The 15866-nt window shown below is 41.5% G+C and carries 9 protein-coding genes; all 9 read left to right on the top strand.

The window, feature by feature from the left end; all coding sequences use genetic code 11:
• Positions 1-316: 316 nt before the first annotated feature.
• The 9 genes from RRG12_RS03165 to RRG12_RS03205 all read left to right on the top strand — a co-directional run bounded on the left by RRG12_RS03165 (position 317) and on the right by RRG12_RS03205 (position 15725).
• Positions 317-463 (top strand): hypothetical protein, encoded by a 147-nt coding sequence (locus RRG12_RS03165; protein WP_176727148.1) that lies wholly within the window; start codon positions 317-319, stop codon positions 461-463.
• Entirely contained in the window at positions 454-3081 is a 2628-nt protein-coding gene (locus RRG12_RS03170; RefSeq protein ID WP_420758323.1) for a PAS domain S-box protein, read from the top strand. Before RRG12_RS03165 ends, RRG12_RS03170 begins: the two co-directional genes overlap by 10 nt.
• 216 nt (positions 3082-3297) lie before the next feature.
• The gene (locus RRG12_RS03175) at positions 3298-5100 is read left to right on the top strand and encodes a PAS domain-containing sensor histidine kinase (RefSeq protein ID WP_420758394.1); all 1803 of its coding nucleotides are present in this window, start codon (positions 3298-3300) and stop codon (positions 5098-5100) included.
• A gap of 510 nt (positions 5101-5610) precedes the next feature.
• On the top strand, positions 5611-6180 hold the full coding sequence (locus RRG12_RS03180) for a Uma2 family endonuclease (RefSeq protein WP_069067864.1): 570 nt from the start codon (positions 5611-5613) through the stop codon (positions 6178-6180).
• Positions 6181-6301: 121 nt separating this feature from the next.
• Entirely contained in the window at positions 6302-8176 is a 1875-nt protein-coding gene (locus tag RRG12_RS03185) for an aspartate kinase (protein ID WP_420758324.1), read from the top strand.
• A gap of 560 nt (positions 8177-8736) precedes the next feature.
• Positions 8737-10785 (top strand): tetratricopeptide repeat protein, encoded by a 2049-nt coding sequence (locus RRG12_RS03190; RefSeq protein WP_420758325.1) that lies wholly within the window; start codon positions 8737-8739, stop codon positions 10783-10785.
• Between the two features lie 296 nt (positions 10786-11081).
• Positions 11082-12062, top strand: a complete 981-nt coding sequence (locus RRG12_RS03195) for a magnesium transporter CorA family protein (RefSeq protein WP_420758326.1) — start codon at positions 11082-11084, stop codon at positions 12060-12062.
• A 152-nt stretch (positions 12063-12214) separates the two neighbouring features.
• Positions 12215-13702 carry an acyl-CoA synthetase gene (locus RRG12_RS03200; protein WP_420758327.1) on the top strand — a complete coding sequence of 496 codons (1488 nt, stop codon included), beginning with the start codon at positions 12215-12217 and terminating at the stop codon, positions 13700-13702.
• A 157-nt stretch (positions 13703-13859) separates the two neighbouring features.
• On the top strand, positions 13860-15725 hold the full coding sequence (locus RRG12_RS03205) for an ABC transporter ATP-binding protein (RefSeq protein ID WP_420758328.1): 1866 nt from the start codon (positions 13860-13862) through the stop codon (positions 15723-15725).
• Positions 15726-15866 lie beyond the last annotated feature (141 nt).

Here is a 15866-nt window from a genome sequence, read left to right on the forward strand (position 1 = left end):
GTTGTACTGAATTTCTTAAAAATCAAATAGGAGTCCTGTATGTTAAGTAAATAAGTTTGTAGTAAGGGCTTTAGTCCTTGTATTAAACATTAAGTGCTTAATACCTAGCAGGTTTTCGTTAGCTTGATGGATTACTATAGTAATCCTGAATTATTTGTGATCAAAAATATCCCCAGCTTCTTTAATAAGTCGGGGAACTGCGGTTTGCAATTCTCACAAATCAAAAAGCTCACTCAGCCAGAAGTCGCAGTGGCGGCTTAGTCCGCCAAGCGTCAAGGGCGATCGCTAACTCAGCATTCCTAAACTGATTCGCTCTTTGACAAATGGTTCACCCGATTGGGTGAATGCGATCGCATCATCCAGAACTACTCTGAAAGTAGAGCCGCTTTTTCTGCTGTTAGTGATGTCTACGACGGGCTACGCCTACACGCCGACAGCTAAAAATATCTCACAATGGCTATGATTGCCTTGAATATTATGCCAATTGCTTATATATCAAAGGGTCTAAGAGTGGATGAAATTGTAAAATCAGCGTATAAACCAGATTTTCAACCAGAGAATATCACTTTGTTGGAAACAATTGCTGCCAATTTACCGGGGATGATTTTCCAAATTCTGCAACGGCAGGATGATTCTATATTTATCCCTTATATTAGTTTTGGTTGTAAATATTTGTATGAATTAGAACCAGAAGCTATACAGGCAGACTTCCAGGTGCTATACAAACTGATTCATCCACAGGATATAAAAGCTTTTGCAGAATCTATTGCTGTTTGTCGCACCACTTTTACACCTTGGCATTGGGAAGGTCGGATCATTACGCCTAGTGGCAAACTTAAGTGGATTCAAGGTACTTCACAACCGGAACTACAAGCCAATGGTGATTTTCTTTGGAATGGCTTGGTCATGGATATTACAGACCGGAAACAAGCCGAAGAAAAATTGCAAGAAAGTGAGGCGCGGTATAAAGCAATTTTGGACGCTATTCCCGATTTGATGTTTCGCATCAGCCGCGATGGCGAGTATTTAGATTTGAAAAGTGAAGGAGCAAATATCACTCTTTCGAGAGAAGAAATAGTTGGAAAACATGTGCAAGAGTTATTACCTAGTGATGTTGCAGCCATTAGCCAAGTAGCGATCGCTAAAACTTTAGATTCTGGAACTTTACAAACTTGCGAATATCAGCTACCAACGCCTTTGGGAATCAGAAATTATGAAGCGCGGTTGGTCGTGAGTGGTCAAGATGAGGTACTAGCAATTGTCCGAGATATCACAGATCAGAAACAAGGAGAAGTCGCTTTACAAAATCTTGCCCAAAAATTTGCGAAAGCTTTTAGTTGCAGCCCCGATTCAATTACCATTAGTACGCTACAAGAAGGACGCTTCATAGAAGTTAACGACAGTTTTGTAAAACTTTCAGGTTATGAGCGAGATGAGGCGATTGGTAAAACTTCTTTTGAGTTAAATCTTTGGGTAGACGATCGCGATCGCCTGAATTTGTTAAAGCAGTTGCAAGGTACGGGAGTTGTTCGCAACTTAGAATTTGAATTTCGGCAAAAGTCTGGTGAGATCATTACAACGCTGCTTTCAGCCGAAGTGATTGATTTAGATGGTATCCCCTCCATCCTGGCAGTGCATCACGACATTACAGAACGCAAACAGGTAGAAGCACAATTCCGCCTTTGTGCCCAACGCGATCGCTTGTTGGCAGAAACCCTAGTGCGAATTCGGTCTTCGCTGAACTTAGAGCAAATTCTTCAAACTACCGTGACGGAAGTCAGACAATTTCTCCAAGCAGATCGAGTTTTCATCAGTTTAAATAATGCCAATTTAGGAATCAGAACTCTTGCCGAATCAGTAGATCCCAAATATCCATCAGTCTCAGGTTGGTCTACTAATGATGAAGCTTATCTAAAAGAAGTGCGAAATTTACTAAAAGATAATTTTGTGCGTGTTTTTGAAGACATAACGCAAATGACAGTATCTCCCAAAGTCAAAGCACACTGTCAAAAATTCCAAACGAAGGCTAGCTTGGCTGTACCAATTATGCTTGGTGATGAATTATTTGGGGCGTTAATTGCCAATCAATGCTCAGGTTCGCGTCATTGGCTGCCGATAGAAATTGATTTGTTACAGCAGATGTCAGAACAAGTAGCGATCGCCATTCAGCAAAGCCAGATATGCCAAAAACTAGCAGAACTCAACACTAATTTAGAACATCAAGTAGAAGAACGGACGGCACAGTTAGAGCAGAAAATGCAAGAAGTTGAAAAATTGCATCGCGTCAAAGATGTAGTGTTGCACACCGTTGCCCACGATTTACGAACTTCGGTAATGGGTAACTTAATGGTGTTGAAGAATTTGTTAAATCAGGGGCAGGGGAGCAGGGGAGCAATTACAGCGAGTCTTTCCCCTCTGCCCCCCATCCCCTCTGCCCCTCTGCCTCTTTCCCATACCCAATCCCCAATCTCCAATTCCCAATCTTCAATTCCAATATCTCGCTCAATTATCGAGCGGATGATTCAAGGCAACGATCGCCAACTAACGATGATTAACTCATTGCTAGAAATTAATTCCTGTGAAAAACAGGGTCTTGAGATCAAACTCGAACCTGTGCAACTTAGCACCCTACTGGGAGGAACATTCGCCGAGTTGGAACCCATACTGACACAAAATCAAGCGACTCTGAAGAACTTGGTTCCGGCAGACTTACCATTAGTAATGGCAGATGGGACTAGGTTGCAGAAAGTTTTGGCAAATTTAATCACACATGGCTTGCAAAATAATCCACCAGGATTAAATTTTACCCTGAATGCCACCGTTGAGGCGGGAATGATTCGCACTCAGATTCAAGATGACGGTGTGGGAATGAGTAAAGTAGAATGCGATCGCCTTTTCGATCTCCATGTCCGCGATCCCCAAGACTGTTGCTCTACAAGCATTGGCTTAAAAATGTATCTTTGTCGGAAATTTATTAAGGCACATGGCGGCGAAATCGGTGTTATTAGTAACCGCAAGCGCGGGTTAACTTTCTGGTTTACACTACCTTTGGCAACTTCATCCGCAACAAATCGCCCATAAATCACCAAAAAATGAGAGGGTGTTATTTATAGCAATATAAAACCTCTTGCAAAAGTGCTTTTTGCACTCTTGTGGGAAAAGGGTAAAGGTTAAAGGGAAAGGGTTAAATACAAAACCTTTACCCTTTCCCCCCTTTCCCTTTTCCCTACTTCTGCAAGAAGTCTATTGAGTAAGGGAAACACCCTCGACGGTATGGGCAAAGTTGCTTGGATGCTAATGGCTACTCCATTTACAACAGTGCAAAGCTGGTGGAGAAAAATCTTTTCTGCACCAACAACAGATGAAATCAATCCTCTTTACAAAGCTTGGCGTAACCGTTTTTTGTGGCAGAGATTACGTTTATGGTTATGGCTGGCGCTGATTTGTCTGTTGTCTTTTACTTTGCGAGACATTTACGGCTTGTTTTTCCCTTTTCAAGAGTTGCAGCAGTTGCCAGAAGTAGTTAGAACTCAACGTATTGTAATTAATGTTGCAATGCTCATGAGTATACTGGTCTGCTTTGCCTTACATAAAACTAAGTTAGGTCGTCATCGTCCAGATTTATTATTTTTGGGGTCTTCTTGGTCAATTAGTTTAGCATCGCAGTTGTTTGCAACTCTTACAGGTTTTGCACTACCCGATACCATCGGTTGGTCGCTGCTATTCTTGAGCCAAGCTGTGTTGATGCCCGTCTGCTGGATTCTTCACTTGCTGACTCAAGTGAGTGTGCTAGTTTACTATTTTGGTGTGAATACGGCACTTGGACTACAAACACCGATTCCCGAACACCCAGGAATATATAATGTAACGTTCATTTTATACATTTTTTGGTTTTGTACTATATGTGATATTGGTGTTTATCTGTACGATCGCTTGCAATGCTCTGAGTTTTACGCCCGTCAAGAACTGGAATCTGCCTATCAAAAACTCAAGGTTGCAGAAGCTAAATATCGCACCATTTTTGAAAATGCCGTTGAAGGAATCTTCCAAAGCAGTCCCGATGGACGTTACATTACGGCAAATCCCGCTCTAGCACGTATTTATGGCTATTCTTTAGTGGAAGAGGTGACAGCAAATTTAACTGATATTGAACAATTGTATGTTGATCCGAACCGTCGGGCAGAATTTGTGCGCCTGATGGAAAAGTATGGCAGTGTTTCAGAGTTCGAGTCTCAAATTTATCGCCGAGATGGGAGTATTGTCTGGATTTCAGAAAAAGCCTATGCAGTCCGTGACGAACAGGGAAAATTGCTTTACTACGAAGGTTTAATTGAAGATATTACCCAGCGCAAGCAAACTGAAGAAGAACTACGAGTATTTTTCCATGCAGTTTCCCACGACTTACGCAACCCAGTTCTGGGTACTGTAATGGTATTGAAGAATTTGCTTAATAGCGGGGGACTGGGGACTGGGAATCAAGGACAAGGAGGACAAGGGGGGATTATTGATGAAGTCTCTTCCCAATCCCCAATCCCTGTTTCCCGCTCTATTTTAGAGCGGATGATTCAAAGTAGCGATCGCCAACTGAACTTAATTAACTCGTTGATGGAAACTCATGTCAGCGAAACACAAGGTGTTGTTTTACAAACCCAAACAGTGCAATTACTGACAATTGTCAAAGCTGCGATCGCAGATTTAGAGCCATTATTAGCACAAAATCAAGCCAAGCTGACAAATCTAGTATCCGCAGATTTGCCATTAGTGAATGCTGATCCCACGCAACTATGGCGAGTGTTTTCTAACTTAATTGTCAATGCTCTTAAACATAATCCTCCCGGATTGCTTTTGACAATCAACGCTACCCATAAGGATGACAAAATTTATTGTACTGTTAGTGATAACGGCGTGGGAATTAGTCAACAACAAAGCGATCGGCTTTTTGACCTATACTTTCGGGGTACAAGTATCCGCAATTCTGTAAGTTTGGGATTGGGGTTGTATCTGTGTAAGCAAATTATCCATGCTCACGGTGGCGAAATTGGCGTAAACAGTGCATTGGATACAGGGGCAACTTTCTGGTTTACATTACCTATTAGCTAACTACTAGTACCGCAAGGGTTTTGGGGAATTGGGTTTGGGGTAAGGGGAAAGAAAAAACCTTTAACCTTTACCCTTTAACCTTTTTCGTACTTGATTGCTGGTGATGAAAGCTAGTCGCACCCTTGAGGGTGCTTTAATGTTAAACTAATTTGAACAGGGAAGGTAATCAACCTGTATAAAAACCCGATGTTGCCTAACGGCTCTAAGCTGAACCTTGACAATTGAAAATATGGGGTTCTATTCCATAGTTCTAGCTCCTTTCCAGGAATAGGTAAAATTTTCATGGGGACTAGACGACCAGCATTGTACAGGCGTATTGCAATACGCCCCTAGCAAACAAATTTTGGAGTCATCCAACTACGGTAGGGCATACCGAAAGTTAACGCTTGAGGAGAGAACCACCTCTGGGTGAGATACCGCAAGGGGTCTCATCTAAGTGGACTCGTTGAACCAAGAATCTCCGTGGCTTTAGCCCGGAGAGTGTCAAATTCCTGAATTCAAGTTTCAACTATGATAGCCTCACCCCAACAAAACTACGTCACTGTTGAAGAATACCTCCAAATGGAGGAACAGAGCAATATCAAGCATGAATATATAGACGGCTACATCTACGCAATGGCTGGAGCGCTAGATCCACACGTTACCATTGCAGGAAACCTATTCGCTCTCCTCCGTAATCGTATGCGCGGCTCTGGTTGTCGTGTTTACATCGCTGACATGAAAGCCAGAATTGAATCTCTGAATCGCTTTTATTATCCCGATGTGATGGTTACTTGCGATCAACGAGATCGAGAAACGCCTGGTTATAAAAGATTTCCCTGTTTAATTGTCGAAGTTTTATCTAATTCTACCGAAGCCTTTGACCGGGGCGACAAATTCGCCGATTATCAAACACTGGAAAGTCTGCAAGAATATGTTTTAATTAATACCAAACGTCAGCGAGTCGAGTGTTTTCGCCGCAATGAGCAAGGGTTGTGGGTTTTACAAACCTACACAGCAGAACATCAATCATTTCGACTCAATAGCGTGGATTTTGAGGAAACAATGGCAGCACTCTACGAAGATGTAGTTTTTGAATAATCAATTATTATAGGGTATTCGACGCAATTTTTAGTAAACTATATAACTGATAAGCCTTCAAGGCTTCCTTACCTGGCGGAAGCGTTGATGAAAGCAGGCACAATTGATTAAATAAAAAGTTATGGCGCTCATAGTTCAGAAATACGGTGGTACATCTGTCGGTTCAGTGGAACGCATTCAAGCTGTTGCACAGCGTGTTTACAAAACTGTTAAAGCTGGAAACTCTCTTGTCGTAGTGGTTTCGGCAATGGGCAAAACCACCGATGGACTCGTCAAACTAGCTAATGAAATTTCTCCAAATCCTAACCGCCGGGAAATGGATATGCTGCTTTCTACTGGCGAACAAGTAACCATTGCCTTACTCAGCATGGCTTTGCAGGAACTCGGACAACCAGCAATTTCCATGACTGGCGCTCAGGTAGGAATTGTTACCGAAGCTGAACACAGCCGCGCTCGGATTTTGCATATTGAAACTACTCGCCTCAGTCGCCACATAAATGAAGGTAAAGTAGTTGTAGTAGCAGGGTTTCAAGGTACATCCAGCGCCGGAGAGATGGAAATTACGACTTTGGGGCGCGGTGGCTCTGACACGTCAGCAGTGGCGATCGCAGCCGCATTAAGAGCAAATTTTTGCGAAATTTATACAGATGTTCCAGGGATTCTCACTACAGACCCCCGCTTAGTTGCTGAAGCCCAGTTGATGGATGACATCACCTGCGATGAAATGTTGGAATTAGCTAGCTTGGGCGCAAAAGTGCTGCATCCCCGTGCTGTGGAAATTGCCCGTAACTATGGTGTTCCCCTTGTAGTTAGGTCTAGTTGGACGGATCAACCAGGTACTTGGGTGACATCAGCCAAACCCCAAGGGCGATCGCTAATCAATCTAGAAATTGCCCGTCCAGTGGATGCTGTAGAATTTGACACTGACCAAGCGAAGGTTGCTTTGTTGCGCGTACCTGATAAACCAGGGGTTGCAGCTAGGTTGTTTGGCGAAATTTCTCGGCAAAAAGTAGACGTAGATTTAATTATTCAGTCAGTTCATGAAGGTAACAGCAATGACATTGCTTTTACTGTGACAACACCAATCTTAAAACGGGCAGAAGCAGTAGCAACAGCGATCGCCCCAGCACTAAGAAGTCAATCTAACCCCAAATCGGAAGAAGCCGAGGTAATGGTAGAACATAACATTGCCAAAGTCAGCATCGCAGGCGCAGGAATGATTGGCCGTCCTGGTGTGGCTGCAAAGATGTTCACTACCTTAGCCGAAGCTGGCGTGAATATTCAAATGATTTCCACCAGCGAAGTGAAAGTAAGTTGCGTAGTGGATGCTGCCGAATGCGATCGCGCCGTTAGCGCACTCCGCACCGCCTTTGAAATCGAAGCAGGGGAGCAGGGGAGCAGGGGAGCAGGGGAGCAGGGGAGCAGAGGAGAAGTTGCAGTAAGTTTTTCCCCTCTGCCCCTCCGCCCCTCTGCCCCTCTGCCCAATTGTCCTCCCGTTCGCGGTGTCGCCCTCGACTTGAATCAAGCGCGTCTTGCTATTCGCCAATTGCCAGATCGTCCGGGAATGGCGGCAAAATTGTTTGGATTATTAGCGCAACATAATATTAGTGTTGATATGATTATCCAATCTCAGCGTTGCCGAGTAATTGATGGTGTTCCCAGACGAGATATTGCTTTTACAGTCTCGCGGATCGATGGGGAAAATGCCAAAAAAATGCTTACTCAAATAGCGGCAGAGTTAGGATGGGGTGAAGTTGTTTTAGATAGTGCGATCGCTAAGGTGAGTATTGTCGGTGCAGGAATGCTCGGACAACCAGGCGTTGCCGCTAAAATGTTTGAAGCTTTAGCCCAACAACAAATCAATATTCAAATGATTGCCACTTCAGAAATCAAAATTAGTTGTGTTGTGGCCCAAGAGCAAGGTGTTAAAGCTTTGCAAGCTATTCATGCAGCCTTTGAACTGGCTGGTAGCGAGAAATTTGTAGTTCCAGCGTAAAATCTGAATCAATGAGCTTTCACCCTAAATCCCTTTCCCAAGCTTGGGCTACAGTGTACACATAACTCAAATTACCCCCCTTAATCCCCCCTTATAAAGCTACGGTGTACACACAAGTCAAAAAAAGCTTGATTTTCCATTCTTTTCTCGTCTATCTTGTTTACCTCGTTTTTATCTCGTTCCCTATGTTCTACGTCAGAGACTCAATGAATGCATTCCCAGTCGGAGACTGGGAACGAGGAAATGCTTATCAAGCTAGGTTTTTAGGACTTGTGTGTACACCGTAGCCTTATAAAGGGGGGAAACTGGAAAATCAAGTTCCCTCCCCTTTATAAGGGGAGGGTTAGGGTGGGGTAAAACCTTGGTTTCTGAGCTATTTCAGACTTGTGTATACACCGTAGCTCTCAAGTTGGGAGAGGGACTTTGATATATACACGCGGTAGCAGCCCACGCATCGATCTCATTTGAAGTTGCTTAATAAATAAATATTTATATTTTAAAATCAGTAATAATAACACTTAAGCTATAATCAAGCAATTTATCAGACTATATTTATATTGATGAATAGTCATTTCCTAGATGGACATTACCGAATACTAAAAGTTCTCAATGATGGAGAAAAGGGGAAAACCTATCTAGTTGAAGATACTAATCTTCCTGGCAGCGAACTTCTAGTAAAGCAATTATGTCCTCCTAATAAAAATTCCCAAACTTTAACAATCCTAAGCCGCTTGTTTACCAGTAAAGCAGCAACTTTAGAAAAACTAGGACAGGAAAACGATAAAATCCAAAAGCTAGTTGCTTATTTTGAAGAAAATGAAGAATTCTATATAGTTCAAGAATTCATCCCTGGCAATTCTTTAAGTGACGAAATTATTCAAGGACAACCTCTAAGTGAAGACCAAGTAATTAGTTTTTTGTCAGAGATATTAGAGATTTTGGTTATTGTACATAGCTATGGCGTGATTCATCGCGATATTAAACCAGCAAATATTATTCGTAGAGAATCAGATAAAAAGTTAGTTTTGGTTAATTTTGTTACTTTTAATGAAGCCATCACTAATACTGTTGATAATCTTGAGTATATGCCGATAGAACAAGTTAACGGCAACCTCAAATACAACAGTAATATATATGCTTTAGGTATTGTTGCGATCGCAGCACTTCTAGGTTTAACTGCAAAGGAAATATCTAATTTACAAAGTCAGAAAAATAAGCTGACAGGTGAAATAGTTTGGCGTCCCAAAAATCTAAAAGTTAACAGAAAGTTAGAAAAAATTATTAATAAAATGGTACGTTTTGATTATCGTAAACGCTACCAATATGCAACCGAAGTTTTAGATGATCTGAAAAAATTAACAAATGTTGAAGATCAGCAAAAACAGCATGATAAAAGATTATTACTAGTGCTGACGGGGATAGCTGGTTTTATTGTACTTGGTGTTGGAGCGTGGATTTTACAGTTGCCAAAACCTGTAAGTGATGCTCAAAAAACATTATACCAACAGGGAGTAAATAAATATGAATCAGGAAACTATGAAGGAGCAGTTAAAGATTTCAATCAAGCTATTGAATTAGATCCGCAAAATGCTTTGGCTTACAATAAGCGAGGTGATGCTTATTATCGATTAGGAGACTATGAGCAAGCACAAGCAGACTCTAGCCAAGCAATTTTACTCAATCCTCAAGATGCCAATGCCTATTTTGACCGAGGATTTGCTTTTTATGGATTAAGTAAGTACAAAGAAGCGATCGCAGACTATACTCAAGCGATTAAGTTAAACTCAGAGAATGCTTATGCTTACTATGGCCGGGGATTAGCTCGTTCTCAAGTCAAGGATAATAAAGGAGCAATTGGAGATTTTAGCAAAGCGATCGCTCTCAAGCCTGAGTATACCGAAGCCTACTTGCAACGAGGTATCCTTCGCCGTCGCCTCAAACAAAGACTTGCAGCAATCCAAGATTTTGACGCAATAATTAAAATTAATCCTAGTGATGCTAAAGCTTATTATCAAAGGGGTTTAACTCAATTTCTTAATAAACAGCAATATGCAGCACTTAAAGATTATACAGATGCAATCAACATCAATCCCAAATATATCGAAGCTTTTCTTAATCGTGGTGATATTTACAGTGATTTAGGAAATAAAGTAGAAGCTACTGAAGATTACAACACTATTTTAGAGATTGACCCTAAATTCATTGCAGCTTACATCCACAGGGGTATTCACCGTTTTTCTTTCGGAAATTATAAAGGCGCTATCGAAGATTACACCGAAGCATTAAAACTAGATACTAATAATGTAGCAGCTTACAACAACCGTGGTAACGCCTATCTCGAACTGGGAAATACAAAAGCTGCAAATCAGGATTATTCACGAGCGATCGCAATTAATGCTAACAATGCCTTAGCCTACTATAACCGGGGTATAATTCGTACCAAACAGAAAAACAAACAAGGAGCGATCGCAGATTTCAAAAAAGCTGCAAACCTATTCCAACAGCAAGGAGAAAACGATAGTTATCAAGATGCACAGAAAGAAATTGCCATTCTGCAAAATAAGTCAGCACCAGCGCCAACTACTCGCCCTAAATCTGGGAAAAGATAAAACAGGAGTCAGAATAAAGAATTCAGAATACTCTACTCATACAGGGATAAAGTTTTAAGGCGAGAATATTTTAATTTTTTTCGCCCACTAAACACTCGCTTTTAACCAATATTTGTCACCCACTCCTACAAAATTCATACCTGTTTTGTGACTTCTGAATTCTTCTTATAAAAAGATTTAGCTATAACTTAATATAGTTTGTAGTAAGCACTTCAGTGCTTATCCAATCAGAACTAAACTGCTTAACACTTACGATGAGTTACCATATTTTGTTACAAATCAACTAGGATTACCGTATGCTAGCTCTCTTCACTTTTTATCCAGATAACCTGGAATTATTCACTAGCAATGATGTCGATACGGTGCTGGAAAAAATTGATGGCTCTCATAATATTTGGTTGCGCTGTATTCACTTCCGCGATCGCACTGGAACCGCCAGAATTATCAATCGTTTTGGACTAAACCCATCTCGAATTGAGATGATTTTTAACCATTGCTCTCTAGGAATTGATGAAGATGTAGAAGATTGTTTGTTTGATAGCTATGAAATTTTAACTTTTCAAATAAAAAATAACGAATTTGAAGTTGCACGTGGAAATATTGTAGTTGGCAATAACTTTATTATCACTTTTGAAATCACGGAACTAAAAATTTTAAGCAATCTAGCTAATAATTTGCAAAGGCGAACTCCAGATATTCCCAATTTAGGAATTGACTATCTTTTTTATCTTATTTTTAAAAATATTTTAAATAATTACGATAATGTATTTGATTATATTTCGATGAAACTTGATGATTTAGAAGATGAAGTTTTAGAAAAATCAGGTGATGAGTCAACGTACCAAAAAATTGCCACCATGAGGCAATCTACTCGTTCGGGACGCCGTAATTTTCAAAATATCAAGTTACTAATGTCGATTATGAATAATGAAGATTTTCAATGGATCACCCAGCCAGTGAAGGAACTCTTCAATCAAGAATTAGTTCATCAGGTTGATAAACTCTGGCAAGAATATCAATCTCTAAGAGCCTGGATGTCAGAATTAATGGAAATTCAACGCGATAATATTGCTAGCAAAACTGGTGAACGAATTAATCGTCTAACTATTCTCTCGACCATATTCTTACCAATAACTTTCATGTCTGGTTTCTATGGTATGAACTTCAAATATATGCCGGAATTAGAGCAACCTTGGGCTTATCCTGCTGTGATATGTATGATGGCATTAATTGTAATTTGTAGTATTGCTTATGCTAAAAAACAACGTTGGTTGTAGAGAAAGGGAATAGGGAATAGGGAATAGGGGATAGGGGATAGGGGATAGGGGATAGGGGATAGGGGATAGGGGATAGTAAAATTTACATCTTGTTTGGGATTGCTATATGCTTTCTTTCAATAGACTGAATCAACCCTCAATCGGTAAAAAACGTGAATCTACCATTGATTATTCGTGCTGAAGAACACAATGAGAAAACAGCGATTGCTACGACAGATGGAGCATTTACTTATCGGGATTTGCTTCACGCTTCCAGTCAAATAGCAACAAGCCTTCTTCAGAATACAGAAGATTTACAAGAGCAGCGAGTTGCCTTTCTCATCCCGCCTGGGTTTGAGTATGTCGCGACTCTATGGGGGATTTGGCGGGCTGGTGGCATAGCTGTACCTCTGTGTGTTTCCCATCCACGCCCAGAATTGGAGTATGTAATTACCAATTCTGGAGCATCGATTATTGTTGCTCATCCTAATTTTGAGGCTATATTGCGCTCGCTCGCCCAAGAACAAAATTTGCGATTTATCCTCACCTCAGAAACTCTCCCATCTAATATTGATCGTCTCCCAGAGATAGATATTACTAGACGCGCTTTAATTCTCTACACCAGCGGTACAACAGGTAAACCGAAGGGTGTAGTTACAACTCATCAAAATATTCAAGCGCAAGTGACTAGCTTAATCACTGCTTGGGAATGGACATCTAGCGATCGCATTTTACATATCCTGCCACTACATCATATTCATGGAATTATTAACGTACTGACTTGTGCTTTATGGGCTGGCGCGGAGTGCCATCTATTAAGCAAGTTTGACGCCCAAACCGTTTGGAAGCGAATTTGTGACGGTGACTTAACCCTATTTATGGCAGTACCAACAATTTATGTAAAGCTGATTGCTGCTTGGGAAAATGCTTCTAAGGAACGCCAAAAAACTATGTCAGAAGGCTGTGCTAAAATGCGCCTGATGGTTTCTGGTTCGGCAGCATTACCAGTTCAAGTTTTAGAAAAGTGGCAAACCATCAGTGGCCATTTTCTGCTTGAGCGCTATGGGATGACAGAAATCGGTATGGCGTTATCGAACCCTTTACACGGTGAACGGTTGTCTGGATATGTAGGAAAGCCACTACCTGAAGTTGAAGTGAGATTAGTGGATGAGAACGGCGAGTTAGTTCCAGCCGCAACACCAGGAGAGATTCAAGTTAAAAGCCCCGGAGTGTTTTTAGAATATTGGCAAAACCCCCAAGCAACCGCCAAAGCTTTCCAAGATAGTTGGTTCCGTACTGGAGATACTGCTGTAGTTGAGAATGGCAACTACCGCATTCTGGGACGGATGAGTGTGGATATCATCAAAACGGGAGGGTATAAAGTTTCAGCTTTAGAAATTGAAGAAGTATTGCGATCGCATCCAGATATTCAGGAATGTGCAGTGGTTGGAGTTGCCGATCCGGAGTGGGGTGAACGAGTTTGTGCGGCCTTAGTATTGCAAGGTTCTGAACCTTTAACATTAGAATCTTTTAGGAGTTGGGCAAAAGAGCGATTGGCGGTTTATAAAGTACCAACCCAAATTTTGCTAGTTGAAGAATTACCGCGCAACGCAATGGGGAAAGTGACTAAGCCGACAGTGGTTGAGTTATTTCGAGTCTAGCGATCAAAAATCAGAAGCAGTTCGACATTGCAAATGCGTGTATATTGTGGAGGTATGTAATGTCAATTGTGGGTAAAAACCAAATTTACCGACATATACATTAAAACTATTGTTAAAATCCAAATAATTTTAAGTTAATTATTCATACCCAACTCCTATGAGAGAAACTGTCCTAGAGGTTCGCAATCTACAAGTTGAATTTCCCAGTGATGGCAATACAGTCAGAGCTTTGGATGGTATTTCTTTTGGGTTGCATCGAGGTGAAACTCTAGGAATAGTAGGAGAATCAGGGAGTGGTAAATCAGTGACAGCCCTAGCTGTGATGGGCTTGTTGCAGACTCCCGGTATAGTTACTGGCGGTGAAATCTGGTTTCGTCCGCAGGAAAATGGCAAAGCAATCGATTTGATAAAATTGCCTTCTGAGCAAATGCAGTTACACCGGGGTGGCGACATCGCCATGATTTTTCAAGAACCGATGAGTTCGCTCAATCCAGTTTATAACATTGGGTTTCAGCTAACAGAAGCGATCATGCGGCATCAAAATGTGTCAGCCGCCCAAGCACGACAAATTGCGATCGCAGGTTTACAAGAGGTAAAACTTCTACCGAGTGATGAAGAGATACAGCAGCAGTATAGCGAAACTCCATCGAAACCAGAACCATCAAAGTTGGCACAGTTGGTTAAAGAACACAAAGAAGCCATGCTAGAACGCTACCCCCATGAACTTTCTGGGGGTCAGTTGCAACGGGTGATGATTGCAATGGCAATTTCTTGCAACCCATTAATTTTAATTGCTGATGAACCAACCACAGCTTTAGATGTGACGGTGCAAGCAACTATTTTGGAGTTAATGCGAGAATTGCAGCAAACCCGTGACATGGCAATGATTTTCATCACTCACGACTTGGGGCTAATTTCAGAAATTGCTGACGAAGTAGCGGTGATGTATAAAGGCAAAGTTGTCGAATCTGGTACTTCTGGGCAAATTTTCAGCAGTCCCCAGCATCCATATACTAAAGGTTTGATAGCTTGTCGCCCCACACTTAACCGCCGTCCCCAAAAATTACTCACTGTTTCGGACTACATGAGTGCAGAAGAGACACCGACGGGACAAATAGTAATTCAGGCGAAAGAACCCGCACAACCTACAGAAGTCACCACTGAAGAGATTACTGCAAGATTAGCAAACTTTAATGAAAAGGAACCTTTACTGCAAATCCGCAACCTGAAAGTTGGTTTTCCAGTGCGCGGGGTGTTTGGTGGGACAAAACGCTACAACATGGCAGTGAATGGTGTTTCCTTTGATGTCAAACCAGGGGAAACAGTAGGTTTGGTGGGAGAATCTGGTTGCGGTAAAACCACCCTTGGTAGAACCTTGCTGCGATTAATTGAACCAATGAGTGGTCAGATTATCTTTGAGAAACAAGATATTACTACCCTCAAAGGAGAACCGTTGCAAAAACTGCGGCGGGAAATGCAAATAGTTTTCCAAAATCCTTTCAGTTCCCTCGATCCCCGGATGAAGGTTGGGGACGCGGTGATGGAACCGTTGTTAATTCACGGCGTTGGGAAGACAAAGCAACAACGACGCCAACGGGTAGCTGAACTTTTAGAAAGGGTAGGGTTGAGTGCAGATGCGATTAACCGCTATCCTCATCAGTTTTCTGGCGGTCAACGCCAACGGATTTGCATAGCCCGTTCTTTGGCATTAAATCCTAAATTTATCATCTGCGATGAATCAGTTTCAGCACTGGATGTTTCCGTACAGGCGCAGGTATTAAATCTTCTCAAAGAATTACAGTCAGACTTTCAACTTACTTATATTTTTATTTCTCACGATTTAAGTGTGGTGAAATTTATGAGCGATCGCATTTTAGTCATGAATCGCGGTCAAATTGTTGAAGAAGGCACAGCCGAAAGCATCTACCTGGAACCCAAAGAGGAATACACGCAAAAATTAATTGCTGCGATTCCTACTGGTAGTGCTGAACGGGTGCGAAGTCGTCATCTGAGGGCTTTATAGAAATAGAATTCAGGAGTCAGGAGTCAAGTCGCTTCGCTCCAATTCAAAATTAAAAATTCAAAATTCAAAATTAAAGACAATTAGTGGGAGCTTGGACTCGCCACTCTCTTGTTGACCACCAAATCAAAGATTATGGTGGGG

The organism is Nostoc sp. CALU 546, from assembly GCF_048836525.1.